Origin of the sequence: Paraburkholderia sp. Ac-20347, from assembly GCF_017104805.1 — a bacterium.
In the GTDB taxonomy this organism is placed as follows: Bacteria; Pseudomonadota; Gammaproteobacteria; order Burkholderiales; family Burkholderiaceae; genus Paraburkholderia; species Paraburkholderia tropica.
On sequence record NZ_JAAGPN010000041.1, the window covers coordinates 23,196 to 46,675 of the forward strand.

25 protein-coding genes and 1 pseudogene are annotated in these 23,480 nt (G+C 66.0%); 12 read left to right on the forward strand and 14 right to left on the reverse strand.

The window, feature by feature from the left end; all coding sequences use genetic code 11:
- The first annotated feature begins 41 nt into the window (after window positions 1–41).
- The 6 genes from G3N97_RS11040 (at window position 42) to G3N97_RS11065 (ending at window position 6,427) form a co-directional block, all read left to right on the forward strand.
- Window positions 42–782: a GntR family transcriptional regulator gene (locus G3N97_RS11040; protein WP_205993238.1), complete on the forward strand. Its 741-nt coding sequence runs from the start codon at window positions 42–44 to the stop codon at window positions 780–782.
- 197 nt (window positions 783–979) lie between these two features.
- Window positions 980–2,308 (forward strand): FAD-binding oxidoreductase, encoded by a 1,329-nt coding sequence (locus tag G3N97_RS11045; RefSeq protein WP_205993239.1) that lies wholly within the window; start codon window positions 980–982, stop codon window positions 2,306–2,308.
- A gap of 676 nt (window positions 2,309–2,984) precedes the next feature.
- Window positions 2,985–3,701, forward strand: coding sequence for an ABC transporter permease (locus G3N97_RS11050; protein WP_205993240.1), 717 nt, complete (start codon window positions 2,985–2,987; stop codon window positions 3,699–3,701).
- Entirely contained in the window at window positions 3,698–4,609 is a 912-nt protein-coding gene (locus G3N97_RS11055; RefSeq protein ID WP_205993241.1) for a glycine betaine ABC transporter substrate-binding protein, read from the forward strand. The genes G3N97_RS11050 and G3N97_RS11055 overlap by 4 nt, the downstream gene beginning before the upstream one ends.
- A gap of 10 nt (window positions 4,610–4,619) precedes the next feature.
- Window positions 4,620–5,273, forward strand: coding sequence for an ABC transporter permease (locus G3N97_RS11060; protein ID WP_205993242.1), 654 nt, complete (start codon window positions 4,620–4,622; stop codon window positions 5,271–5,273).
- Window positions 5,270–6,427, forward strand: coding sequence for an ABC transporter ATP-binding protein (locus G3N97_RS11065; protein WP_205993243.1), 1,158 nt, complete (start codon window positions 5,270–5,272; stop codon window positions 6,425–6,427). The genes G3N97_RS11060 and G3N97_RS11065 overlap by 4 nt, the downstream gene beginning before the upstream one ends.
- A 102-nt stretch (window positions 6,428–6,529) precedes the next feature.
- On the opposite strand, the gene G3N97_RS11070 is transcribed toward G3N97_RS11065, so the two are convergent.
- Window positions 6,530–6,730: a hypothetical protein gene (locus G3N97_RS11070; RefSeq protein ID WP_205993244.1), complete on the reverse strand. Its 201-nt coding sequence runs from the start codon at window positions 6,728–6,730 to the stop codon at window positions 6,530–6,532.
- A 258-nt stretch (window positions 6,731–6,988) separates the two neighbouring features.
- On the opposite strand from G3N97_RS11070, the gene G3N97_RS11075 reads away from it, so the two are divergent.
- Entirely contained in the window at window positions 6,989–7,273 is a 285-nt protein-coding gene (locus G3N97_RS11075) for a hypothetical protein (protein ID WP_205993245.1), read from the forward strand.
- Between the two features lie 16 nt (window positions 7,274–7,289).
- On the opposite strand, the gene G3N97_RS11080 is transcribed toward G3N97_RS11075, so the two are convergent.
- Both G3N97_RS11080 and G3N97_RS11085 read right to left on the reverse strand, forming a co-directional pair.
- Entirely contained in the window at window positions 7,290–8,501 is a 1,212-nt protein-coding gene (locus G3N97_RS11080; RefSeq protein ID WP_205993246.1) for a M20 aminoacylase family protein, read from the reverse strand.
- A 77-nt stretch (window positions 8,502–8,578) separates the two neighbouring features.
- Window positions 8,579–9,883, reverse strand: coding sequence for an MFS transporter (locus G3N97_RS11085; RefSeq protein WP_205993247.1), 1,305 nt, complete (start codon window positions 9,881–9,883; stop codon window positions 8,579–8,581).
- Between the two features lie 238 nt (window positions 9,884–10,121).
- Between G3N97_RS11085 and G3N97_RS11090 the strand changes: the two genes are divergently transcribed.
- From G3N97_RS11090 to G3N97_RS11100, 3 genes are all read left to right on the forward strand, one after another.
- A complete protein-coding gene (locus G3N97_RS11090; RefSeq protein WP_205993248.1) occupies window positions 10,122–11,111 on the forward strand; it encodes a LysR substrate-binding domain-containing protein in 990 nt (329 codons plus the stop codon).
- A 209-nt stretch (window positions 11,112–11,320) separates the two neighbouring features.
- Window positions 11,321–13,285: a phosphatase PAP2 family protein gene (locus tag G3N97_RS11095; RefSeq protein ID WP_205993249.1), complete on the forward strand. Its 1,965-nt coding sequence runs from the start codon at window positions 11,321–11,323 to the stop codon at window positions 13,283–13,285.
- A 181-nt stretch (window positions 13,286–13,466) separates the two neighbouring features.
- Complete coding sequence (locus G3N97_RS11100) at window positions 13,467–13,922, forward strand: Rieske 2Fe-2S domain-containing protein (RefSeq protein ID WP_205993250.1); 456 nt, start codon at window positions 13,467–13,469, stop codon at window positions 13,920–13,922.
- Here G3N97_RS11100 and G3N97_RS11105 read toward each other — a convergent pair.
- On the reverse strand, window positions 13,907–14,260 hold the full coding sequence (locus G3N97_RS11105; protein WP_205993251.1) for a DUF4148 domain-containing protein: 354 nt from the start codon (window positions 14,258–14,260) through the stop codon (window positions 13,907–13,909). The two genes, G3N97_RS11100 and G3N97_RS11105, sit on opposite strands and share 16 nt — an antisense overlap.
- 339 nt (window positions 14,261–14,599) lie before the next feature.
- On the opposite strand from G3N97_RS11105, the gene G3N97_RS11110 reads away from it, so the two are divergent.
- Window positions 14,600–14,968 carry a cupin domain-containing protein gene (locus G3N97_RS11110; RefSeq protein ID WP_205993252.1) on the forward strand — a complete coding sequence of 123 codons (369 nt, stop codon included), beginning with the start codon at window positions 14,600–14,602 and terminating at the stop codon, window positions 14,966–14,968.
- A gap of 39 nt (window positions 14,969–15,007) precedes the next feature.
- Here the strand turns inward: G3N97_RS11110 and G3N97_RS40155 are convergent, their stop codons facing one another.
- The 6 genes from G3N97_RS40155 to G3N97_RS11140 all read right to left on the reverse strand — a co-directional run bounded on the left by G3N97_RS40155 (window position 15,008) and on the right by G3N97_RS11140 (window position 20,006).
- Entirely contained in the window at window positions 15,008–16,186 is a 1,179-nt protein-coding gene (locus tag G3N97_RS40155) for a GNAT family N-acetyltransferase (RefSeq protein WP_205993253.1), read from the reverse strand.
- Between the two features lie 42 nt (window positions 16,187–16,228).
- Window positions 16,229–17,113, reverse strand: a complete 885-nt coding sequence (locus tag G3N97_RS11120; RefSeq protein WP_205993254.1) for a class I SAM-dependent methyltransferase — start codon at window positions 17,111–17,113, stop codon at window positions 16,229–16,231.
- Between the two features lie 224 nt (window positions 17,114–17,337).
- Entirely contained in the window at window positions 17,338–18,723 is a 1,386-nt protein-coding gene (locus G3N97_RS11125) for a HAMP domain-containing sensor histidine kinase (protein ID WP_205993255.1), read from the reverse strand.
- Window positions 18,720–19,460, reverse strand: coding sequence for a response regulator (locus G3N97_RS11130; protein ID WP_205993256.1), 741 nt, complete (start codon window positions 19,458–19,460; stop codon window positions 18,720–18,722). The genes G3N97_RS11125 and G3N97_RS11130 overlap by 4 nt, the downstream gene beginning before the upstream one ends.
- A 7-nt stretch (window positions 19,461–19,467) precedes the next feature.
- Window positions 19,468–19,638, reverse strand: a complete 171-nt coding sequence (locus tag G3N97_RS11135; RefSeq protein ID WP_176081674.1) for a hypothetical protein — start codon at window positions 19,636–19,638, stop codon at window positions 19,468–19,470.
- Window positions 19,635–20,006 carry a GFA family protein gene (locus tag G3N97_RS11140; RefSeq protein WP_205993257.1) on the reverse strand — a complete coding sequence of 124 codons (372 nt, stop codon included), beginning with the start codon at window positions 20,004–20,006 and terminating at the stop codon, window positions 19,635–19,637. Before G3N97_RS11140 ends, G3N97_RS11135 begins: the two co-directional genes overlap by 4 nt.
- A 185-nt stretch (window positions 20,007–20,191) precedes the next feature.
- Here G3N97_RS11140 and G3N97_RS11145 point away from each other — a divergent pair, with 185 nt between their 5' ends.
- The gene (locus G3N97_RS11145) at window positions 20,192–21,046 is read left to right on the forward strand and encodes a DUF2071 domain-containing protein (protein ID WP_241030518.1); all 855 of its coding nucleotides are present in this window, start codon (window positions 20,192–20,194) and stop codon (window positions 21,044–21,046) included.
- A gap of 14 nt (window positions 21,047–21,060) precedes the next feature.
- On the opposite strand, the gene G3N97_RS11150 is transcribed toward G3N97_RS11145, so the two are convergent.
- The 4 genes and pseudogenes from G3N97_RS11150 to G3N97_RS11165 all read right to left on the reverse strand — a co-directional run.
- A complete protein-coding gene (locus tag G3N97_RS11150; RefSeq protein WP_205993259.1) occupies window positions 21,061–21,462 on the reverse strand; it encodes a type II toxin-antitoxin system MqsA family antitoxin in 402 nt (133 codons plus the stop codon).
- A gap of 2 nt (window positions 21,463–21,464) precedes the next feature.
- Window positions 21,465–21,767 (reverse strand): type II toxin-antitoxin system MqsR family toxin, encoded by a 303-nt coding sequence (locus G3N97_RS11155; protein WP_205993260.1) that lies wholly within the window; start codon window positions 21,765–21,767, stop codon window positions 21,465–21,467.
- Between the two features lie 184 nt (window positions 21,768–21,951).
- The gene (locus G3N97_RS11160; RefSeq protein ID WP_205993261.1) at window positions 21,952–23,226 is read right to left on the reverse strand and encodes an MFS transporter; all 1,275 of its coding nucleotides are present in this window, start codon (window positions 23,224–23,226) and stop codon (window positions 21,952–21,954) included.
- A 10-nt stretch (window positions 23,227–23,236) separates the two neighbouring features.
- Window positions 23,237–23,480: pseudogene (locus G3N97_RS11165) on the reverse strand (MarR family transcriptional regulator); the annotation flags it as partial.

A 23,480-nucleotide genomic window follows, 5' to 3' on the forward strand; every position in this document is an offset into this window, starting at 1 on the left:
TCACGCTAGAATGGGGGCACGTCGGACGATCGGGGTTTCGTATGCAAAATGCAGACATTCCGGACGCACAACTCGCGTCCGCGCAGCCTGAGGCGCACGAACTGGCACTGCCCAAGCTCGCGCGCCAGCGCCTGCACGACACGGTGGTCGATCATCTGCGCGAGTTCATCGTCGAGGGCCAGCTCGCGCCGGGCGTGAAGCTCAACGAGCGCAAGCTCTGCGAGGTGCTCGGGATTTCGCGCACGCCGTTGCGCGAGGCGCTCAAGGTGCTCGCCGCCGAAGGGCTGATCGAGATCTCGCCGAATCGCGGCGCTACCGTCGCGCAACTGAGCGAAGCCGAGATCCGCGATATGTTCGAGCTGATGAGCGGGCTCGAATCGTTCGCGGGCGAACTCGCGTGCGCGCGCATCAGCGAAGGCGAGCTTGCGCAGATCAAAACGCTGCACGCGGCCATGCTCGTCTGCCGCGCGCAGAACGACCTGTCCGGCTATTACGCGCGCAATCACGCGATTCACGATCTCATCAACGCGGCGGCGCGTAACGTGGCGCTGCGTCAGACTTATGTGACGCTCAACCGTCGCTTGCAGGCGCTGCGTTTCCGCTCGAATTTCCAGACCGCGAAATGGGACAGCGCGATCCGCGATCACGAAGCGATGATCGCCGCGCTCGAAGCGCGCAACGGCGCGGCGCTCTCCGCGATCCTGCGCTCGCACCTGCTGGCCAAGCGCGACGCCGTGCTCGCCGAACACACGCTTTCGGTGGCGGGCATGCGCGCGCCGTGATAACGGCGCTATCGGCGTTCAAACGCTTTCTCTTTGGCAAGCCGTGATCTGTGCGCATGCACAGATTGCGCTCGCGCGCATGCGCACGCAGGCATCGGCGCGTGCATCCGCCGTCTGCCTTTATACTGCTGGCCCCGGAAACAACGACAGACAAGGACGGCGGCGCCCCGCGCGCCATCGTCGACAAGGAAGACCAGATGGGACCGTATGTAGACGCCGTGCCCTCGGCGGAAGTGCTGCCCGCGCGCGCCGACGTGGTGATCGTGGGCGGCGGTGTGATCGGCGTATCGGCGGCGTGGCACCTCGTTTCGCAGGGCTTGAGCGTGGTGCTCTGCGAGAAAGGCCATATCGCCGGCGAACAGTCGAGCCGCAACTGGGGCTGGTGCCGCCAGGCGGGCCGCGACATGCGCGAAATGCCGCTCATCACCGAAAGCATGCGCCACTGGCGCGGCATGGCCGAGGCCGTGGGCGCCGACGTGGGCTACCACGAATGCGGCGTGCTCTACATCGGCGCGAACGAGGAAGACGAAGCGGGCTTCCAGCAATGGTTCGACGATGCATCGGGCTACGACACGGGCGCGCGCATGGTGCGCGGCGCGGAACTCGCGAAACTGATGCCCGGCGCGTCGCGCGCGTATCGCGCCGGCCTCTTCGTGCCGACCGACGGCCGCGCGGAACCGCAGCGCGCCGTACCCGCAATGGCCCGCGCTGCGCAGGCGCGCGGCGCGACGCTCATCGCGCACTGCTCGGTGCGAGCCCTCGAACGTTCGGCGGGCCGCGTCTCGGGCGTGGTCACGAGCCGCGGCCGCATCGCCTGCGACGCCGTGATTCTCGCGGGCGGCGCGTGGTCGAGCCTGTTCTGCGCGAACGAAGGCGTGCGCCTGCCGCAACTGAAAGTGCTCGGCACCGTGCTGCGCACTTCGCCGGTCGAGAACGGGCCGCCGACGTGCGGCTGGCTCGGCGACATCGGGTATCGCAAGCGCGCGGACGGCGGCTACACCATCGGCTATAGCGGCCATCGCTACACGCCCGTGAGCCCCGAAGGCTTTAAATATCTGCGCGAATACACGCCGCTGCTCAAGCAGAACTGGCGCACGATCCGGCCGCGTTTCGATTCGGCGGCATGGCGCGAGTTTCGCGATCGTCCGGGCTGGAACGCCGAACAGACGAGCCCGTTCGAACGCACGCGCACGATGGACCCGCAGCCTTCGCAACGTGGCGTGCAAGCCGCAATGGAAAGCATGCGCCGCCTCTACCCCGCGTTCAACGACGCGCGCATCGTGCAGGACTGGGCCTGTTATATGGACGTGACGCCCGACATCATTCCGTATATCGGCCCCGCTGCGAGCGTACCGGGACTCACGGTGGCGACGGGCTTCTCGGGTCACGGATTCGGCATTGGTCCCGCAGCAGGACGCGCTGCCGCCGACGTCGCGACGGGCCGCAATGCGGGCATCGACCTCGCTCCGTTCTCGCTCGATCGCTTCGCGCCGGGCACGCCGATCGTGCCGGGCGGAGAGATCTGAAGCTACCCGCGTTTCACAGTGTTCGATCGACGGCGTCGCGACATGCGGCGCCGTTTTTTTACGTGCGACAAATTCGCCACCTTGCGCACGCAAGCGCCTTTCAACAAAACACGCCTGAAAACAGGATCAAAACGTAATTCGGAAAATCATCCCGACTATTTTATTTCGGCATCCATATTAATTTACCGATGTGACACGTTGTGTCACTTTCATAGCCGTTTTGCAATCGAGCCTTTCACGTTATGTGCGGCCACTATGGTGGACGCATTTAATTTATTCCTCTATACTCGATTCGTCTTAATTACAAAACGCAACATCTCTTGCGATTCTCGCTGCAACGTCGTGCAAGTTTCACGCTCGCAGTCGGCTCGCACCATCAAGGGAACCTCCGGTTCCAGCGGCACGCAAATTGCTACCGCACTCTTGCCGTTGCAGTTTTAAACGGCGCCCCTGTCTGGCACGCACAACGCGCAGCCGGACTGAACATGACAACCAGACGAACGCCATAGCGTTCATTCGACGGCCGGCCGCCCATTGATCGCGCGTCGGTACAGACTGTTTCCGTCAGTTCAATCGCGGCCATGCCGGGATCACGAACTTCCTTCGCGGCGCCATTGCCTGGCGCTCCCGCGGCGTGCCTGCGCGCGCCGTTTCGTCTACAAGGAGGCGTATCTTCATGACTCGACGCACTGTCCAACTCGTGGGCAGCCTGATAGCGATAGCCGTCATAGCGTGGGCGCTTGCCCGCGGTATCGGCGCCGACACGTTCCGCAGCCATGCGGGCGATCTCGCGTATTACACGGGCCAGCACATGCTGCTCGTGGGCTATTCGATGGCGCTTGCCATCCTCGTCGGCGTGCCCGCCGGCGTGATGCTCAGCCGCCCGCGCTTTCAGCGCCAGGCCGAACGCTTCATGCAGATCTTCAACATCGGCAACACGATTCCCTCGCTCGCCGTGCTGGCGATCGCGCTGGGCATCTTCGGTATCGGCGACATCCCCGCCATCGTCGCGCTGTTTCTCGCCTCGCTGCTGCCGATCACGCGCAACACCTACGAAGGCGTGAAAAACGTACCCGCTTCGCTGCGCGAAGCTGCGAAAGGCATTGGCATGACGGGCTGGCAATCGCTCGTGCGCGTCGAGCTGCCGAACGCGGTGCCCATCATGGTGGGCGGCGTGCGCACGGCGCTCGCCATCAACGTGGGTACGGCCCCGCTCGCCTATCTGATCGGCGCGGACAGCCTCGGCTCGCTGATCTTCCCCGGCATCTATCTCGACAATCAGCCCCTGCTGCTGCTGGGCGCCGCCATCACGGCGATTCTGGCGCTCGTGCTCGACGGCATTGTCGCGACCGGCAGTCGTCAATGGATGTTCCGTCACGGAGGTCTCGGATGATGTTTCGCAGTACGATACGACGCCTCGCGAGCGCCTGCGCCATCGGCACGCTGTGTTTCGCGGCCAGCACCTCGGCGTTCGCCGCCAAAATCGTGCTCGGCGCGAAGAACTTCACCGAGCAATACGTGCTGGCCGAAGTCACGGCGCAATATCTGCGTTCGCGCGGCTACGACGTCGAAGTGCGCTCGGGCCTCGGCAGCACGCTGATGCGCAGCGCGCTGGAGAATGGCCAGTTCGACATGGTGTGGGATTACACGGGCACGGCGGCGCTGGTCTACGACAAGCTCACCGACAAGCTCGGCCCCGAAGCCATGTATCAGCGCGTGAAGGCGCTCGACGAACCGCGCGGCCTCATCTGGCTCAACGCCTCCACGCTCAACGACACCTACGCGATCGGCCTGCCCAGCGAATTCGCGCAGCAGACCGGCATCAAGACGGTCTCGCAGCTCGCGGACTATCTGAAGTCGAATCCGAAAGCCAAGCATATGGTGTTCGGCATGGACGCCGAATTCGCGAATCGTCCCGACGGCCTGAAGCCGCTGCTGGAAACCTACGGCATGCACTTCAAGCGTTCGCAGATGAAGCAGATGGACCCGGGCCTCGTCTACACGGCGCTGCATAACAACCAGCTGAAGATCGGTCTCGTCTACACGACCGATGGCCGCGTGAAGGGCTTCGGCATCGTGCCGCTCGAGGACGACAAGCATTTCTTCCCGCCGTACAACGCCGTGCCGGTCGTGCGCAAAGAGACGCTCGAGCACAATCCGAAGCTCGCGGCGCAGCTCAACGCGCTGTCGGCGGCGCTCAACAACGACGTGATGCAGGACATGAACAAGGCCGTGGACCTCGACGGCAAGTCGCCGCGCGACGTGGCCGACGCGTTCCTGCGCGCACACCCGTTGCCTTGAAGGAGCACGCATGAACGTATTCGACTATCTCGCGTCGAGCTGGCCCGACCTGCTCCAGCTCACGCTCCAGCACATCTGGCTCGTCGGCATCGCCGTGGGCTGCGCGATCATCGCGGGCGTGCCGCTCGGCGTGCTCGTGAGCCGTCACGAATGGCTCGCCGGTCCGCTGCTCGGCATCGCCACGATCGTGCTCACGCTGCCGTCCATCGCGCTGTTCGGCCTGATGATCCCGTTCTTTTCGCGCTTCGGCCAAGGCATCGGCGCGGTGCCCGCGATCACGGCGGTGTTCCTCTATTCGCTGCTGCCGATCATGCGCAACACCTATCTCGCGCTGCGCAACGTGGACCCCGGCATCAAGGAAGCCGGCACCGGCATCGGCATGACCTCGTGGCAGCGTCTGCGCCTCGTCGACCTGCCGCTCGCGGTGCCCGTGATTCTCGCGGGCGTGCGCACCGCCGTCGTGATGAACATTGGCGTGATGACGATCGCCGCCGTGATCGGCGCGGGCGGACTCGGCACGCTGATTCTGCGCGCCATTGGCCAGAGCAGCATGATGAAGCTGCTGGTCGGCGCCGTGCTGGTCAGTATCGTGGCGATCGTCGCCGACCTGCTGTTGCAGGCCCTGCAACGCGCGCTCACACCGAAAGGAGTACAGAAGACATGATCGAACTCGACAAACTGACCAAGACTTTCGCACAGAAAAGCGGCCAGCCCGTGAAGGCCGTGGACTCCGTGAGCCTCTCGGTGCCCGAAGGCGAAATCTGCGTGTTTCTCGGGCCGTCGGGCTGCGGCAAGACCACCACGCTCAAGATGATCAACCGTCTGATCGAGCCCACCTCGGGCCGCGTGCTGATCAACGGCGAGGACACGACCGGTCTCAACGAAGTCGATCTGCGCCGCCATATCGGCTATGTGATCCAGCAGATCGGCCTGTTCCCGAACATGACGATCGAGGAAAACATCACGGTCGTGCCGCGTCTGCTCGGCTGGGACAAGAAGCGTTGCGCCGAGCGCGCGATCGAACTCATGTCGATGGTCGCGCTCGATCCGAAGCTGTATTTGAAGCGTTATCCGCGCGAATTGTCGGGCGGTCAGCAACAGCGTATCGGCGTGATTCGCGCGCTGGCCGCCGACCCGCCTGTGCTGCTGATGGACGAGCCGTTCGGCGCGGTCGACCCGATCAATCGCGAAACCATCCAGAACGAGTTCTTCCAGATGCAGCGGCAACTGAAGAAGACCGTCATCATGGTGAGCCACGACATCGACGAAGCGATCAAGCTCGGCGACCGCATTGCCGTTTTCCGTCGCGGCCAGCTCGTGCAATACGATCATCCCGATACGCTGCTCGCGCGCCCGCGCGACGAATTCGTCGCCCAGTTCGTGGGCCAGGACAGCACGCTCAAGCGCCTCTTGCTCGTGAAGGCCGGCGACGCCGCCACGCAGCCCGAAACGGCTCGCGTGGAAACGCCGCTCACGCACGCGTTCTCGGTGATGGACGAAGCCGATACACGCTACCTCACCGTGCTCGACGACGCGCGCCATGCGCTCGGCTATGTCACGCGCCGCGCGGCCCGTGGCGCAGACGGTGTATGCGGCGACCGCGTGACGCCGTTCGCCGCATCGGTGTCGGCCGAAGACAATCTGCGCGTGGTGCTTTCGAAGATGTATCAGTTCAGCGCTTCGTGGATGCCGGTGCTCGACGCCGATGGCGGCTACGTCGGCGAGATCACGCAGGACTCGATCGCCGAATATCTGAGTTCGGGCCGCTCGCGCCAGCAAACGGGTCAGGCGCCCGCGAAGGCGGTCGCGACGGCGTGAGGCTTTAGCGCCGGCGCTTTCATCAACGCGGCACCATGAAAAAGGGCTCGTTCGTAAGATGCGAACGAGCCCTTTCTTTTTAGGCGCTACAAAACTGGCGGTTTAACGCGGGCCGCCACCGGGACCACCGCCGCCGCCAGGACCGCCACCACCGCCGCCAGGTCCGCCGCCGGGACCACCAGGGCCGCCGCCATAGCCGCCACCCGGGCCGCCAGGACCGCCGCCAGGAGGCGGCCCCCACCAGCAACCGCCGAGCGCGGCGGTGAGGAACAGCGCGGTCAATATCGTCATCAATTTCTTCATGGGCTCTCCTGTGGCGATGGTCGAGCAGCACACGCGTATGCGTACGCACGCATCGGCCGGGAACCAGGCGCACAAGCAACGCGCATGCCTGCCACTCTAGCCTCAAACGCGATCGGGCGATACGCAGCCTGCTCATTCGTCTAACCACGGTTCGACGCGAGCCCGCCGGCATCGTTCATTGTGTTAAGCGTGTGTTAAGTGCGCGGTCCGCATAATCGGCGCTCGCCCACCGCGCCTCGTTGCGCCCGATCTTCACGCATGAAACGCCTTTATCACCATCGCGGCCACGTGATCGACGTCAGCGTCGAAACCGTCTGCCGCGCGCCGGACGGCGCCGCCACGGCGCTCGACCATATCGCCGTGCTGCTGATTACCGCCGACGCAACGCCGGCGCGTCCCGACGCACAACCGTATGCGCGCCTGCGCATCGATCGCACCTCGGGCCGCGCCTTCGAATCCGAAGCCGATGCGCTGATGGGCGGCTACAGCGTGGGACGCGGCATCGTAGATAAACTCGTCGACAAAATGATCGACGCGTCCTGAACGCTCAAATAAAGCCTCAAGCCACGAGATACCGCTGCACGAGACGCACCCACGCGGCCGCGCCGAGCGGCAGCACCTGGTCGTTGAAATCGTAGCCGGGGTTATGCACCATGCAGCCGCCGAACTCGCCCTCGCCGTTGCCGAGCAGCAGATAGCAGCCCGGCACCGCGTTGAGCATCCACGCGAAATCCTCGCTGCCGTTCAGGCCTTTCGGCGCCTGCACCACCACGTTCTCCGCGCCGACGAGTTCCGTACAAACCTGTTGCGCCAGCAACGTTTCGTCGGGTGCATTGACCATCGGCGGCGTGAGCTGACGATAATCGATCTGCGCTTCCACGCCATGCGCCTGTGCCGTCAACGCGACGATCTCGCGCACGCGCTGCTCCACCAGCGCGCGCGTGTCCGGTCGCGCGGCCCGAATGTTCACGCCGAGCGTGACCGTTTCGGGAATTACGTTATGCGTCGCGCCGCCGCGAATGAAACCGACCGAGACCACCGCCGTGTCGTCGGGCGCGACGTTGCGCGCGACCACCGTCTGCAAGGCCGTGATCAGCGCGGCGGCGGCCACGACCGGGTCCTTCACGCGATGCGGCATCGCGCCATGTCCGCCCACGCCCTTGAGCGTGACGTCGGCGACATCGGAGGACAGGCTCACCGGGCCCGCCAGCACGCGGAACGTGCCCGCCGCGATGCCCGGCATGTTGTGCAGCGCGTAGACGGCGTCGCAGGGAAAGCGCTCGAACAGGCCGTCGTCGATCATCGCTTTCGCACCGCAAAGATTCTCTTCGTCAGGCTGGAAGATCAGGTTCAGCGTGCCGTCGAAATCGCGCCGCTGCGCCAGTGTCTTCGCCGCCGCGAGCAGAATCGCCGTGTGGCCGTCATGACCGCACGCGTGCATCTTGCCCGCGTGCTGGCTCGCATACGGCAGCCCCGTGTTCTCGACGATCGGCAACGCGTCCATGTCCGCGCGAATGCCGAGCCGCTTCGTGCCCGCGCCGAGCTTCAGTTGCCCGACCACGCCGCTGCGGCCAATGCCCGTATGCACGTCGTAGCCCCATTGCTCCAGCAGCATCGCCACCAGTTTCGCGGTCGCGCCGACTTCGAAACCCAGTTCGGGCTGCGAATGAATCCGCCGTCGAATGCCGATGAAAGTCTCCGCATCGATTTCGATTTCGGGCAGCAGCGTCGGCAACAGTTGAAACGGCGTGAGGGTGGATTCGCGCTTCATGTCGATGGATTCCTCTCAGGTTTTTTAGCCTTTTCGGCGTGGTTATTCGTATTCGATGCGGCGTGCTAGAGACGTCATTAAGCGACGCGGCGCTCGCGGATCCGCCACACGGCAAACAGCGTCACGCATCCGCACACCACCATGTAAAGCGCGGGCGACAGCGGATTGCCGGTCTTCGCGATCAGCCAGGTCACGATGAACTGCGAGCTGCCGCCGAACACCGTCACGCCCACGCTGTAGATCACCGACAGTCCGCTCGCGCGCACCGAAGCCGGCAGCATCTCCATGAGCACGAGCAGCATCGGCGTCGAGCCGAGGTTGGCGCAGGCCGTCATGACGACCGAGAGCAGCAGCACGAGCGGCACGCTCGGAAAGCGCGTCATCAGCCAGAACGCGGGTATCACCGTGACGATGTTGAAGAGAATCGAGGCCATCACGAGCGGTTTGCGGCGCGTGAGCCGGTCGGCGAGACGGCCCGACACGAGCGAGGCGATCAGCATCGTGACGCCGGTCGCGCAGCCCGAAAGCAGCGAGAGCGACGGCGGCATCTTGAGCACGCGGATCATGTACGTCGGCATGAAGAACACGACGAGGTACATGCCCACCGTGCCCGCCGTCACGGCGAGGATGCCGAGCCCGACCTTCGCGCCGTGCTCGCGCATGAGCGTGCCGAGCGGGCTGGCCGCGTCGGGTTCGGCCTGGTGCGTTTCGTCGAGTTTCGAGCGGATATAGAGGCCCACGGGCGCGATCGCGAGGCCGCCGAGAAACGGCAGGCGCCAGCCCCAGCTTTCGAGCGACGTCGGCGTGAGCGTCGCGTACAGCGCAGCGCCCGTGAGCGCGCCCAGCAGCGCCGAGATGCCCTGGCTGCCCAGTTGCCAGCTCACGCGAAAGCCGCGCCGGTCGACCGCGCCCGCTTCCATCAACATCGAGGTGGACGCGCCGATCTCGCCGCCGAGCGAAAAGCCCTGCAACAGGCGGCCCGCGAGCAGCACCAGCGAACCCCAGACGCCTGCCTGCGCATACGTCGGCGCGAACGCGATGCAGAGCGTGCCGCCGACCATCAGCGCGATGGTGAGCGTCATGGCCGCCTTGCGTCCGCGCCGGTCGGCATAGCTGCCGATCACGAGGCCGCCGAGCGGCCGCATCACGAAGCCGATGCCGAACGTCGCGACCGCCAGCAGCAGCGAACCGTAGGGACTATCGGACGGAAAAAACAGCCGGCCGATCAGCAGCGCGAAGAAACTGTAGACCGTGAAGTCGTACATTTCGAGCGCGTTGCCGATCGAGCACGCCGCGATCAGGCGGACCTGGCTGGTGCGCGTTTGTGTGTGCGACTGGCGGACGGGCGCGTCGTCGGCGCTGCTGAGCGTTACGTCATTCATGGCGAATCTCCGCGGGCTGGGTCGAACGGCGCGTTCGGGACGGTTCACGCTGTGCGCATGGCAGTCCGCGCATCAGGCGATCCGATATTCAGGCCAAGCGCCTTTTTGAAAGAAGTGAGAAATTTTCATCGTGATAACCAGATAGAATCGCTTTCATAACCGATGTGCGCGAGCCATCGGGATAACTACCGAGCGTCGCTACATCGCTTTCGCGCCGCGCGCCGAAGGAATCCATCCGATGAAACTGCATCAGTTGCGCGTCCTGCTCGCGCTCGCGCAGCACGGCAGCATGCACGAGGCCTCGCGCAGCCTGCACGTCTCGCAGCCCGCGCTCTCGAAGGCCATGGCCGAACTCGAACGCGAACTCGGCGTGACGCTGATCTCGCGCTCCGTGCGCGGCGTGAGTCTCACCCAATACGGCCGCGCGCTCGTCAAACGCGCGAGCGTGGTCGAACATGAATTGCGGCACGCGCTCGAAGACATCGAGTCGATGCGCGGCCATGCCGAGGCGCAATTGAATATCGGGTTCTCCGCCGTGGCGTCGAGCGGCCCGTTGCCTGAGGCCATCGCCGCGTTTCGCGCGCGCTATCCGGGCGTGGCGATTCACGCCTATGAAATGCGCCCGCAGCAGATCCTCGAAGGCCTGCGCGAAGGCCATCTCGACATCGCGCTGATCTCCACCAACAGCGGCGCGGGCACGAGCGCATTCCAGTGGGAGCCGCTCTTTTCCGTCGGCATGCTGGTCGCCGCGCGGCCCGGCCATCCGCTCGGACGCAGCACGCGCATCCGCTCGCTGGCCGACGCCGAATGGCTCACGCTCGATCCGCTCGACGATCCCGGCAGCCCGCTCGCGAGCCTGATGCGGCTGCACCGGCTGGAGATGCCGCGCAACGTCGTGCAAAGCAGTTCGAATCTGCTCGGATTGCAACTCGCGACCTGCACCGACCTCATCAGCGTCTGGTCCGATTTCGTGTTTTACGGCCGCAACGGTCCGCTCGTCCTGAATCCCGAAGCGCTCAAACCCTTGCCGATTCGCGACGAATTACCGGATTACCACGTCTATATGGTCTATCGCTCCACCGATCTGATGACACAAACCTGCCTTGAATTCAGTAAGGAAATCCGCCATCGCGGTAAGAAAATGGTGTCGCCGCGTCTTGCCGCCGCAGGCAACGCTGGCGCGGGCACCGCGCCGCGCGCACGCAAAACCGCGGCCACGCAAAAATAATTGCGTAATTAGAACCTTGATTCGATTGTCATTTCGCGTGCGACCAATCATTCGCGCAGCCTTTTAACGCGCGGCTTTCATTCGCGATGCACCATTTCGCGGCTTTCAGATAGTGAACGGATTAACACTTACGAAATATTTCCGTAATTCCAGAGTAATGGGGCATGACCATAATCCGCCGCCGTTAACCACGACGACGGAGTTCTCAGATGTCCGCTTCATGCCGCCGCGCTTCGCGCCGCCTTCTTCCCCTGCGCCTCGCGGTGCTGTCGAGCTTCGCCGCGCTGGCCGCGTGCGGCGGCAGCCACGACGCCGCCACGACCACGAGCGCGATTCCCGCCGCGCCCGCCGATCCCGGTTTCGTCGATAACGCGCCGATTCCCGACGTGCCCGCCTTCGTCGACAACATCGCGACCAACCAGCGCGGCGATGCGCGCTACGCGACGCTCGCGACGAATGCGGGCGTGCGCGTGGGCGCGCGCTTTCTCGACATCTGGCAGCCGCTCACGCTGCTCGTCGACGCGGGCGTGAGCGCCGCCGCGACCGGCTCGTTCCCGGCTGTCGTGCAATCGACGTGGACCGGCCTGCCCAACGACGGCACGCCCGGCGGCGCGGTGCTCAACAACACCGTGCACACGGCGAACGTCCAGTACGTCGTCAACGCCACCACGCAGCGCACCCAGGCGCAGGCCGACGCGGCCTACTACGACGACCGTCGCGGCAAGGGCTACAGCGTGACCGACGGCATGGGCCCGCTCACGAGCGCGTGGCGCACGGCAGCGCAGCAGACCACGAGCATCACGTCGATTCCGAGCGACGCCACCACGGTCCTCTACAACGACTCGGGCAACAACATCGGCGTGGGCAGCACGACCAACGCCACCTTCGGCAAGGTCGTCGATCTGCTCAACACGATGGGCAACAACGCGTCGACGGAACCGGCCAAGCGCTTCTACAAGTACGCGCGCCCGTTCCGCTGGAGCACCGCCGTGGTGGTCGATCCGACGCTCGTCCCGGCGATCAGCACGACGCCTTCGACGGACGGCGGCTTCATCAGCGGTCACGAAGCCGAAGCCATGCGCGACGCGATGACGATGGCCTACGTCGTGCCCGAGCGCTTCCAGGAAATGGCGAGCCGCGGCCTCGAACTCGGCGAAAACCGCATTCTCGCGGGCATGCATTCGCCGCTCGACGTGATCGGCGGCCGCATGTTCGCGCTCGCCGCCACGGCCGCGAATCTCTACGATCCGGCCAACGCGACGCTCAAGAGCGCGGCATACACGCAGGCGCACAGCGCGCTGATGCAGGCCACGAGCACCGACGCGACGAGCTTCACCGCCTACGCGCATTCGGGCACCACCACGACCGACCGCTTCGCCGACTACGCGACCAACAAAACGGAGTTCGCGCGCCGCATGACCTTCGGCTTCTCGCCGATCGAATCGACCGACGCGCCGCCCGTCGTGCCCAAGGGCGCCGAAGTGCTGCTGGAAACGCGCTTCCCGTATCTGAGCGCCGACCAGCGCCGCGTCGTGCTCAAGACGACCGAACTCGCCTCGGGCTATCCGGTGATGGACGACGCCGAAGGCTGGGGCCGCCTGAACATGTTCGCGGCCGGCGACGGCTACGGCCAGTTCAACGGCAACGTGATCGTGTCGATGGACGCCACCCAGGGCGGCTTCAACGCCGCCGACACGTGGCGCAACGACATCGGCGGCACGGGCAAGCTCACGCTGCAAGGCAGCGGCACGCTCACGCTCGCGGGCAACAACAGCTATAGCGGCGGCACGCAGATCAGCGGCGGCGTGATCGCGGCCGGATCGGCGAACGCGTTCGGCAGCGGCGACGTCTACGTCGGCGCCGGCGGCGTGGCCGTGAGCGCCAGCGCGCCGGTGGCGGTGACGGGCAAGTACACGCAGCTCGCCAACACCACGCTCGAACTCGATATCGACGGCAACGGCGGCGGACGTCTGCGCGTGGGCGGCCAGCTCACGATCGCGGGCGGCGCGCTGCACGTGAAGTTCGTCAACGGCTACACGCCGAAGGCCGGCGACACGCTCGACCTGATCGACGGCGCCGGCGCGACGAAGTCCTTCACGAGCGTGACCGTCGACGGCTTCAAGGCCACGCCGGTTTATACGTCGACGGGTGTGTCGGTGAAGCTGTCTTCGTGATTTGGCGCTGATTTTGCGCGTGGATTTGCGCATGGATTCGCGCACGATGAAAAAAAGCCCCGGTTCGCCGGGGCTTTTTACATGGCGCCCGGCACTCAGCCGCGCGATCCATTAAGATCGGAAGATACCTTTGCCTAACCGTCGGCCGCGTGCCGGCTTTGTGCTTTTCCGAATTGCGCCGATGAATGAACCGCTGAATCCGCCAGATCTGCCGAATCCGACCTCGCAAGAGGACACGCCGCGCTGGACGCCGTTATGCGCCAGCAGCGACGTGGCGGAAAACCACGCGCGCGCCGCCACGCTCGACGGCAAGCAACTCGTGGTCTGGCGCGACGGCGAAGGCGGCATCCACGTCTGGGACGACCGCTGCCCGCATCGCGGCGAGACCTTGTCGGACGGCGTGGTGGCGGGCGGCCTGATCGCCTGCGCTTCGCACGGCTGGCGCTTCGACGTGAACGGTCAGCAGATCCGTCTGATCAGCAGCACGCAGTCGGCGCGCTGCGATGCCAGGATCCACGCCACCGTGCACGACGCGCACGAACGCAACGGCTACGTCTGGGTGCGCGTGCCGCTCGCCCGCGCCGCCGTTGTCAAAGACGCCGTTGCGCCCGCCGCCAGCCATCATGAGTGCGCGTAGATCGGGCCGAGACCGACCACGTCCTGCCCGGCCGACGGCGACAATGATGCGCCCTTATCGACGCTGCTAGCCGAAGCATTCGCCGCACCGCCATAAGCCGATGCAGCCGCAGCATCCGCCCCACTCTTTGCGCTCTCACGCGCCAGCGCTGCCTGAATATTCTGCGGATACTGCGTGTAATCGGCGGCCGGGTTGTAGCCCGACTTTTCCAGCTGGACCAGTTCCGCGCGAACCTGCGCCCGCGTGAGCGGCGCATTCGACTGCGCGAACGCAGCGGCCGGCAACGCAACGGGAACGGCGACAACAGCGGCGACGAGCAGGGATTGGATCAGCTTCATGGTATTCACCTCCGGGTTCGGTTGATGTGAACCGCGCGTCGGGCGCGGTGTCCAGTCCGCTTCGTTGCGCCGTTTGCGGCGTTGCTGACTGGCATGGAGGTATTTGAATCCCCGCACGTATCTGGCGTGTTTGCGCAGTGCGGTACTTTTGCAAGGCCGTGTGTCCGCCCGCGCGACGGACACATGCCGATACAAACCCGCACGAAAACCGCGTCGGAAGCACGTCTTAAGCACGCCGGCACGCTGCAGCGCCGCAAGCGCCCAAATTGCGCGAACGGGACGCCTGGCGCATGATCGATCCCGATGCGGCCGCCTGGGGCCGCCCGGAGGAAGCGCCCCATGAAATGCCTACGCATCTATGCCGACGCCGAGGGCGAGTCCCATTTCGAGGATATCGACATAGCGCTCACGCCGCTCGAACTCTTTCCCGGCATCCCGCCGATCTTTCTCTCGACGTGGGAGCCCGCGAAAGCCGTGCGCTTCGGCTGGGTGCCCGCCGGGCTCAAGGAAGCCGACTGGCACACGACGCCCGTGCGCCAGTTCGTGATCTGGATGACGGGCTGGGTGGAATTCGAAACCAGCGACGGCGATACGCGTCGCTGCGACCCCGGCACGGTCGTGCTCTGCGAGGACACGACGGGTAAAGGCCATCGCTCGCGTCATCCCGACGAAGGCCAGTTCAACGTGTTCATTCCGCTGGCGTCGTGAGACGCATCCTGAGACGCGTCGGCGCGAACGCGTCCGGACTCACTCGCGCTTTCTGCGGGCACGCGCGATCGACAGCAGCTTGCGACCGACGCGCTTCGCGAAGCGCGCGAGCAAGAGCAATTCGAACAGGCGCCCGCGCGCGCCGAGCACCACGAGCCGCGATTCGTGCGACGTCTGCCGATCGGCCCAGCGCACCTTGTAGTCGCCGTAAAGCGGGCGAAAATCGAAATCGCGTTCGTGCGCGTGCGCCCACTGCGCGATGAATTCGACCAGCAGATTGCCGACCGAATAGGTGCCGAACGCTTCGTCGTAGGTCGTGATGAAATACTCGACCGACTGCGCGCCGACGAGATTGACCGACGCCGCCACCGGCCGCCCTTCCACCTTCACGCAGGCGACCAGCGGCGTGCGTGACAGATCCATGCGCTGCGCAAGCTCGATGAAGAAGTCGCGCACGCCGTCGTTCATCAGATACGGCGAATCGATGCCGCGCGCCATCGCCCAGCGACGCTTGTTCGCAAACAGCCACGTGAGCACCGTGCGCGCTTCGTCGGCGTTCGCACACCAGTCGAAACTCACGTGACCGAGCTTGCGCAGCCGCTTGAGGCTCGCACGCAAGGCCGCGCGCAAGTGCGCGTGGCGCGTCGCGAGATAATCGTCCCAGTTCTCGTAGGCGCGCAGACCGATCGCATAACCGGGCATCACGCGCCAGCGCGCGGGCAGGCGGCGGCGCACCCACGATTGCGGCGCGGCGCCAAGCGCGCGCTGCAACGCGCTGCCTTCCTCGAGCATCGGCACGGTCAGCAGATCGGCATGCAGACGCCGCACCGCGCGCACGGCCGCTTCATACAGTTCGACGCGTCGCGTATCGGCGATCAGCGGACCGCCGTACTCCTCGCCGCAACCGCTGCCGAGCGGCTGCGCGCAACGCAGCACGCCACGGCGTTCGATCGCGACCGGCCACAGCACGCACACATCGAGCTCCTCGTAGACGGCCGCGACCTCGACGATCGCGCCGCTCGCCAGCGCGCGCTCGGCGGCCAGCTCCGCGTAGGCGAAATCGACGATCGGCGACGCCGCCTCGCTCTTCCCCAGCAACGCACGCCACTGCGGCTGCAAGGCGCGAAACGCCTCGATCGTCGCGCAGGTCAGCACTTCGAAGCGAAACAGCGGCGCCGCGGACGCGGCGGCAGACAGCGGGATCGTGGTGGTCGTCACGGGACTCCTCGTTGAGCGGAAGCAGGCACGGGGCCACACGGGCTAATCGAGCGACGCGCTCATGCGGTCGCGGGTCGTGATGCGGCGATGCCGGTCGGCGAATGCGTCGGGCCGCGCGCCGCGCACGCTTTGCCAGATCACCACGCCCTCGCGTTCCTCCGGCCCGAAGCCGAGTTCGCCTCGGTCGTAAGCGAACATGCGCGCGAACCAGCGTTGCAGATGCGGCGAGGCATCGAACACGTCGCCGCACACGGGGTTGTCGTAGACCACGAACAGATGGCCGATCGCGCCGCTCGCGAGCGCCGCCTCCAGCTTGGCGAGCAGCGCGGCCATCAACTCGGGGCCGAACGGATTGAACAGGAACACGACGGCGTTGCCCGGCGGCAGCGCCAGATCGGCGACGTTGGCGGCAATCGCGCGGATCGGCGGACGATGCGCGAAGCGCCCCGCGATCGCGACGGCGTTCTCGTTGGCAGTCTTGACGAGTTCCGCGCTGATGTCGCAACCGAGAATGCGCGCAAACGGATACTCCGACGCGACCACCAGCGGACGTCCCTTGCCGCAGCCGATATCGATGAAGGTGTAGCCCGCGATGTCGCCGAGCGTGTCAAGCGCGCGCCGGATGATGGTGGGCTGCGAGCCCATGTACGGATTCAGTTGCGCGACGAGGCCGGGATCGTGCTGGAGCGCCTGCGCGTCGACGAGACCGCTCGTATCGATGCCGTATTGCAGGTCGAACGGATGGCGGCGCAGGCAGCCCGAATAGACCGCGCGCAGCAGCGGCACGCGGATGCAGATGCGGCGCATGCGCGGCGCGAACATGGCGCGCTGCACGCCGTCCGGCAGCCGCGCGACGACGTTGAGCAACGGTTGCTTGAGCGCGCGGCGCAGCGTGCTGCGCGGTCCGCCGTGGGTCGTCGTGTGCATGAGGTCGTGGGCCGGTTGCGTTCGATGCGAGGCGGGCAATGCTCACATCAATACCTCACGCGCACGCGCGCGAGCCGCCATAGTTCAGGTGGATTACGACAAGGCCCCAAGGCCCGCACTCGCGTTCAGGGCTGGCGATGCGGCAAGTGGACCTCAAAAGCAAACGGCGCCGGGACACGGCGCCGTTTGCTGTTCGCGACTGCAATGCGCGATGCGCACGCGGCTCATCGCCCCGCTTGCGCCGCGCCATCCTTTCTCAACACGAGCCGCGCCTCCAGCCCGCCGCCGGCGCGATTGTGCAGCGTCAGTTGCGCACCCATCGCCGAGGCCAGCTGACGCGCGATTGCAAGCCCGAGACCCGTGCCGCCGGTGCCGCGATTGCGCGACGTTTCCAGCCGGTAAAACGGCTCGAACACCTTCTCCAGCGACTCCTCCGGAATGCCCGGCCCGCGATCGAGCACGGCGATGGTCACCTCGTCGCCGCCCGGTCCGGCGCTCAGTGCGATCTCGGCCGCGCCCGCGAACTTCAGCGCGTTATCGACGAAATTGCCGACGATGCGCTTGAGCGCCTTCGCGCGCGTCACCACTGCCACGGCCGTGCGCGTGTCGTAGGCGACGTCGCTGCCCGCATCGACGTAATCGCACACGAGGCTGTCGAGCAGCGCGTCCAGATCGAGACGCACCGGCACTTCCGACGCGCCATGCAAGGTCCGCGCGTACGCCACGCCCTCTTTCACGAGCTGTTCCATCTCCTGCAGATCCTGGCGCAGTTTGGTGCCCTGCTCGTCGTCGTCCATCGTGTCGACGCGCAGGCGCATGCGCGTGATCGGCGTCTGCAGGTCGTGCGAGATCGACGCGAGAATCTGCATGCGCTCGGCCATATAGCCCGCGATGCGCGCCTGCATCGCATTGAACGCCCGCGCCGCGCGCGCCACTTCCGAAGGACCGTTCTCGTCGAGATGCTCGGCCTTGAGGTCGGGCCCGAGGCCGTCGGCGGCGCGCGCCAGCGCCGCGAGCGGACGCGTCGCCACGCGCACCGCCAGCCAGCAGCAGAACGCCAGCACCACGAGCTGCACGATCAGCACGAGCGGCAGCCAGCGCGACAGCGGCAGCGCGGTCTGCGGACGCACGTCGATCGTCAGCGGCGAGCCGTCCGTGAGACGCAGATGCACCTGCAGATGCTCGCCGTCGCCGGGAATCGCGTTGACCGTGAGCGCGTAATGCTTGCCGATACCGCGCTCGATGGCCGACTCGTAGCGCCGCGACAGCGTCGCATCGGGCGCGACGCCGGGCACGCCCGGATCGAGCATGAACGTATAGCTGCGGCGCGCGAGACGTGGCAGCCACGCGGCGCGCTCGGACGGCGGCAGATTGTCGAGCAGCGCGACCGAACTGGCCACTTCGCGCTCGACGTAATCCATCATCATGTTCGCGGTGGTTTCGTCGCGTTCGGTGAGCGTGAGCCAGACCGAGAGCGTCTGCGCGAGCACGAGGCCCACGCAGAGAATCAGCGCGAGACGCGCGAACAGCGAGCGCGGCCAGTGCAGCGGACCACCGCCGCGCGCAACGGGCGGCGCCGCGCCTGCCGCATCGTGGGTGGCCGTGCTCATGCCGAACCTTCGATCACGTCGACCGACGACGAGAACACATAGCCCTCGTTGCGCAGCGTCTTGATGTAGCGCGGCTCGCGCGCACCGTCACGCAGACGCTGACGCAGACGGCTCACGAGCAGGTCGATCGAGCGGTCGAACGCATCGGCCTGACGACCTTGAGTGAGGTTGAGCAGCTGATCGCGCGTGAGCACGCGCTGCGGATGATCGAGAAACACGCGCAGCAGCCGGTATTCCGCGCCGCTCAGCGCGACCAGCGTGCCTTCCTCGTCGAGCAGATGGCGCGCCGTGGTGTCGAGCCGCCATTCGCCGAAGCCGAGCATCGGCGCGGTTTCGGTCACCTGCATGCCGGGCGGCAGCATGCGCGTGCGGCGCAGCACCGAGCGGATGCGCGCGAGCAGTTCGCGCACGGCGAAGGGCTTCGGCACATAGTCGTCGGCGCCCATTTCGAGGCCGACGATGCGATCGGTTTCCTCGCTGCGCGCCGTGAGCATGACGACCGGCACCGTGCGAAACCGGCTCGCGCGCAGATCGCGGCAGAGCACGAGACCGTCCTCGCCCGGCATCATGAGATCGAGCACGATCAGATCGGGCGCGCCGTTGTCGAGCGCGGCGCGCATCTCGCGCCCGTTGGCGGCGACGCTCACGCGCATGCCGTTTTTCTCGAGGTAAGCCGCGATCAGTTCGCGAATGCCGCGATCGTCGTCGACGATCAGAATGTGGTCGATTTTTTCCATGCGCCGATCATACTCCGGGCTGCGTTTGCCGACGCACGCTGCGCCGGATGGGAGCGGCATTGCCGCCTTCGCGTTTTTCGCGCCGCGTGGATGACATCAGCGTGCACGACAGCGGATGCGCCACTTCCGTCGCGAGACCGCCCGCGAGCAAGGCGAACAGGGCAAGCAGGCGTTTCATGCGTCCTCCACCACGGAAAGGCTCGCGCCGTCGTTCACAGAGGCTTCGAGCGCGTAGGCATCGACGCCGTCGAGACAGCCGAGATTGACGCGCCACAGCTTCGGGTCCTTGCGCGTCTGATGAAACGGATAAATCCCGCAGTGCTTGCAGAAATAGTGCTTCGCGACCTGCGTGTTGAACTGATAGAGCGTGAGCGCGTCCTCGCCCGCGACGACCGTGAGATCGGCGGCCTCGAACGGCGGCGACATCAGCGCGCCCTTGCGGCGGCACAGGCTGCAATTGCAGCGGGCGGCGGGCGTGAGCGCGGTGCGGACCTCGAAGCGCACGGCGCCGCAGTGACACGAGCCGTGCAGGCGGCTGGCTTCCATGATGCGGGCTCCTCGTTGCGTGTAATGGCGATGGATGCTTTATAGCGCAGCGGGAGACGGCGTTTGTATCGCAATGTATCTGCGTTTGTGGGCGACACAAAACATTGCACGCGGGGGCGAATTTGCCGGGCGTGGCAGGCCGCCAGGGCATACTGCCGGTCGTTCTGAAACCTGTGGAGCCCCGTTTGTTCGACAACGCATTCGTGTCGCCCTGGCCCGGCGCGCTGGGCGCGATCAGCGAGCGCCTCGTCGGTTGCCCGACGCTGCTGCGCGCGCGCCGCGCCCTGTTCTCGCGCCTGCCGTTCATGCAACTGGCCAGCGACGTGCGCGACATCGTCTATTGCACCTGGGCCGTCGATGCGGCGCGCATCGCGGCGCTCGTCCCGCCTGGCGTCGAACTCGTGCAACGCGACGGCAAGACGCTGTTCACGATCCTCACCTACGCGCACCGGCACTTCGGCCCCGCGCTCGCCGGACCGCTGCGGCGGCTTTTTCCGTCACCGCTGCAAAGCAACTGGCGCTTCTATGTGGAATCGTTTGGCGGGGTCGAAACGACGGCGCCGACGGTGCTGTTCGTCAAGAATATTCTCGACGATCCGCTCTACGCGATCGGCAGCCGGCTGTTCAGCGACGCGCTGCCGTCGCATCTCGCCCGGCGCTTCGAGCATCGCGCGCACGACGGGCGCTACGTGACGTCGATCGAAAGCGGACGCGGCAGCGCGCCCGAATTCCGCTGCGAAGCACAACGCACGCCGACACGCACGCTGACGCCCGCGCTCGCGCCGTTCTTCGGGTCGTGGGACAGCGCGGTGGAATGGCTTTGTCTGCAGGACGGCGCGCTTTCGCGGGTGGAAGACTGCGGGCGGCTCGCGCATGCGTTGATCGATCTGCCGATCGATATTGCCTCCGCGCAAGCGCTGGAAACGGCCGCCGGAGCCGTGCAAGGCGCGTTTCTCGAACGCATCGGCGCGACCGGCGAGCCTTTTTGTTTTGTCGTGCCCGGCGCGGCGTTTCGGGTGGTGTCGGAGCGGGTGGTTTAGGAAAACTGTGCGCGTCAGGCGGCGCGGATCTCGCCGAGCAGATCAGGATGACGATCGAGCAGCCTGAGCAGTTGCACCAGCGCCAGCGACGGTTTGGTCTTGCCGTTCTCGTAACGGGAAAACGCATTGACGCCACCGCCGAAAATTTCGGCGGCTTCGCGCTGATCGAGATTGAGCTTGCGGCGCACGGACGCGATGAACAGCGGATCGACATAAGCGGCGTTGACCTGGCGTTGAAACGCGGCGACGCACTCGGCGTAGCGGTCACCGTGGGCACGCTCGAATACCGCCTCGCCGCACGCCGGGCAATAGTCGCCCGTCACGGCCGGAATCACGGTCGACTCGCCTTTGTACGCGTAAGTCAGATCGCGGGTCTCGTGGACCAGATTCGCACCGCCGCAGGCCGGACATTTCACGATCACCACTCCTTGAACGAGACGATCAGGACGTCGTCGATGACGGTCAACTTGAGATAGACGCTGCGCCCGTGCTCGACGGTCGCGCGATAGACGTCTTGCCACACGCGATGATCGGCATAGGTCGTCATGCTCTTGTGGAAATCGCCGGGTGCGAGACACAACACGACCGAGCACATGCCGGAGAGATCGCGGATGCCCAGTTCGAGCGCGCCTTCGTAAGCGCTGCGCGTGGCGCGAACGCGCCCGGCCCGTACCAGTTCGTGAATCCGGGCGAGTTTGCAATGCGGCGTACGCTTTTCCATCGGGATTTTAACCTACTCGGTTAATTTGGCAAGTAGGTTAATTTCACCTTCGTCGCCTTCGCGCGCGCGTGGCGAGAGCAACGTCTTTGCCGGATCGGGCAGCATGCCCGCCAGCGTGTCCTGGAATCGATATCGCCCATGCGAAGGCTTGATTTCGATCCTGGCTAGACATTCGGCAGATGGTCTATTCCTCCTCCGGCGCGCCCTCTCGCCGTTTCTCCCGCCACATCACCCGCGCCGCGACCGCAGCGGCCGCGATGCCCGACGTGGCGCCCACCACCAGCGCCCAGCGCGGCCCGAGGTGATCGGCCACCCAGCCGACGATGGGCGCGCCGATCGGCGTGCCGCCCAGCGCCACCGCCAGCCGGATCGCGAGCACGCGTCCGCGCATCGACGGTTCGGTCGAGAGCTGCATCAGGCTGTTGGTCTCGGTCGTGACCGTGAGCGCCGCCACGCCGATCAGCACCAGCGCCGCGCCAAACCAGCCGTAGCTCGGCGCAATCGCCGCGAGTGCGCACCCGACGCCGAACACCGCCGAGGCGATCAGCAACGACTCGAAGCGCGGCCGGCTGCGATGCGCGCCGAACAGCGCGCCCGACACCGTGCCCACCGCCATCAGCGAAGAGAGCAGACCGTAGCCGCCCGCATCGGCGTGAAATACGCGCACCGCCATCGTCGAAATGAAGATCGGGAAGTTCAAGCCGAACGTGCCGATCAGGAACAGCATCACGACGATCGCCTTCAAGTCCGGGCGCGACCACACGTAGCGAAACCCGGCGACAAGACTGCCCTTCGCCGGTTTCGCCCGCGCGCGCAGACGCAGATCGCGGGTGCGCAGCCGCGTGAGCGACACCAGCACGGCGATGAACGACAGCCCGTTGAGCACGAACGCCCAGCCCACGCCCACCGAGGCGATCACGACGCCCGCCACGGCCGGCCCGATCATCCGCGCGGCGTTGAACGAGGTGGAGTTGAGCGCGACGGCGTTGGCGAGATCGGCGTCGCCGACCAGTTCGGAGACGAAGGTCTGGCGCACCGGCGAATCGAACGCCGTGGTGCTGCCGAACAGAAACGCGAACACGTACACGTGCCAGAGCTGCACCGTGCCCGTGATCGTGAGCAGGCCGAGCAGCAGTGCGAGCGTGCCGAGCGTGGCCTGCGTGAACATCAGCAGACGACGCTGATCGAAGTGATCGGCGGCATAGCCGGACCACGGCAGAAACAGCAATTGCGGCCCGAATTGCAGGCCCATGACGATGCCCACGGCCGCCGCGCTGTGATGCGTCAAGCCGGTGAGCACGAGCCAGTCCTGCGCGGTGCGCTGCATCCACGTGCCGACGTTCGACACCAGCGCGCCCGCCGACCACACGCGGTAATTGAAGCTGCGCAGCGAGCGGAACATGCCGGTCGCCGGTTCGGCGCGCGCGGTCGCGCCCTGGGAATCTTGCGGCTGGCTCATGCGTGCGGCCTCACTCGTCCACGAGGCGCTTGAGCAGCAGCACCGCGCGCGCGAGCTGTGTCTGCTCGGTGCCGGACAGCCGCGCGTCGATCACGTGGCCGAGCCAGTCCTCGCGCGCCGCGCGACTCGCGCGCACTGAGCGCCGGAAGGTCTCGGTGAGCGACCAGAGCGTCTGGCGGCCGTCGGCGGGGTCCGGCGCGCCCTCGATCTGCCCGAGCGCCTCCAGCGCGGCCACGATCGTGCCCATCGACTGC

Excerpts from the sequence above, each read along its gene's own strand:
- G3N97_RS11125 (WP_205993255.1), bottom strand. The coding sequence starts at position 18,723 with ATGAGCACGGCCACCCACGATGCGGCAGGCGCGGCGCCGCCCGTTGCG.
- G3N97_RS11065 (WP_205993243.1), top strand. The coding sequence starts at position 5,270 with ATGATCGAACTCGACAAACTGACCAAGACTTTCGCACAGAAAAGCGGC.
- G3N97_RS11075 (WP_205993245.1), top strand. The coding sequence starts at position 6,989 with ATGAAACGCCTTTATCACCATCGCGGCCACGTGATCGACGTCAGCGTC.
- G3N97_RS11085 (WP_205993247.1), bottom strand. The coding sequence starts at position 9,883 with ATGAATGACGTAACGCTCAGCAGCGCCGACGACGCGCCCGTCCGCCAG.
- G3N97_RS11040 (WP_205993238.1), top strand. The coding sequence starts at position 42 with ATGCAAAATGCAGACATTCCGGACGCACAACTCGCGTCCGCGCAGCCT.
- G3N97_RS11050 (WP_205993240.1), top strand. The coding sequence starts at position 2,985 with ATGACTCGACGCACTGTCCAACTCGTGGGCAGCCTGATAGCGATAGCC.
- G3N97_RS11060 (WP_205993242.1), top strand. The coding sequence starts at position 4,620 with ATGAACGTATTCGACTATCTCGCGTCGAGCTGGCCCGACCTGCTCCAG.
- G3N97_RS11110 (WP_205993252.1), top strand. The coding sequence starts at position 14,600 with ATGAAATGCCTACGCATCTATGCCGACGCCGAGGGCGAGTCCCATTTC.
- G3N97_RS11135 (WP_176081674.1), bottom strand. The coding sequence starts at position 19,638 with ATGAAACGCCTGCTTGCCCTGTTCGCCTTGCTCGCGGGCGGTCTCGCG.
- G3N97_RS11070 (WP_205993244.1), bottom strand. The coding sequence starts at position 6,730 with ATGAAGAAATTGATGACGATATTGACCGCGCTGTTCCTCACCGCCGCG.
- G3N97_RS11080 (WP_205993246.1), bottom strand. The coding sequence starts at position 8,501 with ATGAAGCGCGAATCCACCCTCACGCCGTTTCAACTGTTGCCGACGCTG.
- G3N97_RS11155 (WP_205993260.1), bottom strand. The coding sequence starts at position 21,767 with ATGGAAAAGCGTACGCCGCATTGCAAACTCGCCCGGATTCACGAACTG.
- G3N97_RS11100 (WP_205993250.1), top strand. The coding sequence starts at position 13,467 with ATGAATGAACCGCTGAATCCGCCAGATCTGCCGAATCCGACCTCGCAA.
- G3N97_RS11160 (WP_205993261.1), bottom strand. The coding sequence starts at position 23,226 with ATGAGCCAGCCGCAAGATTCCCAGGGCGCGACCGCGCGCGCCGAACCG.
- G3N97_RS11090 (WP_205993248.1), top strand. The coding sequence starts at position 10,122 with ATGAAACTGCATCAGTTGCGCGTCCTGCTCGCGCTCGCGCAGCACGGC.
- G3N97_RS11105 (WP_205993251.1), bottom strand. The coding sequence starts at position 14,260 with ATGAAGCTGATCCAATCCCTGCTCGTCGCCGCTGTTGTCGCCGTTCCC.
- G3N97_RS11140 (WP_205993257.1), bottom strand. The coding sequence starts at position 20,006 with ATGGAAGCCAGCCGCCTGCACGGCTCGTGTCACTGCGGCGCCGTGCGC.
- G3N97_RS11095 (WP_205993249.1), top strand. The coding sequence starts at position 11,321 with ATGTCCGCTTCATGCCGCCGCGCTTCGCGCCGCCTTCTTCCCCTGCGC.
- G3N97_RS11055 (WP_205993241.1), top strand. The coding sequence starts at position 3,698 with ATGATGTTTCGCAGTACGATACGACGCCTCGCGAGCGCCTGCGCCATC.
- G3N97_RS11120 (WP_205993254.1), bottom strand. The coding sequence starts at position 17,113 with ATGCACACGACGACCCACGGCGGACCGCGCAGCACGCTGCGCCGCGCG.
- G3N97_RS11130 (WP_205993256.1), bottom strand. The coding sequence starts at position 19,460 with ATGGAAAAAATCGACCACATTCTGATCGTCGACGACGATCGCGGCATT.
- G3N97_RS11045 (WP_205993239.1), top strand. The coding sequence starts at position 980 with ATGGGACCGTATGTAGACGCCGTGCCCTCGGCGGAAGTGCTGCCCGCG.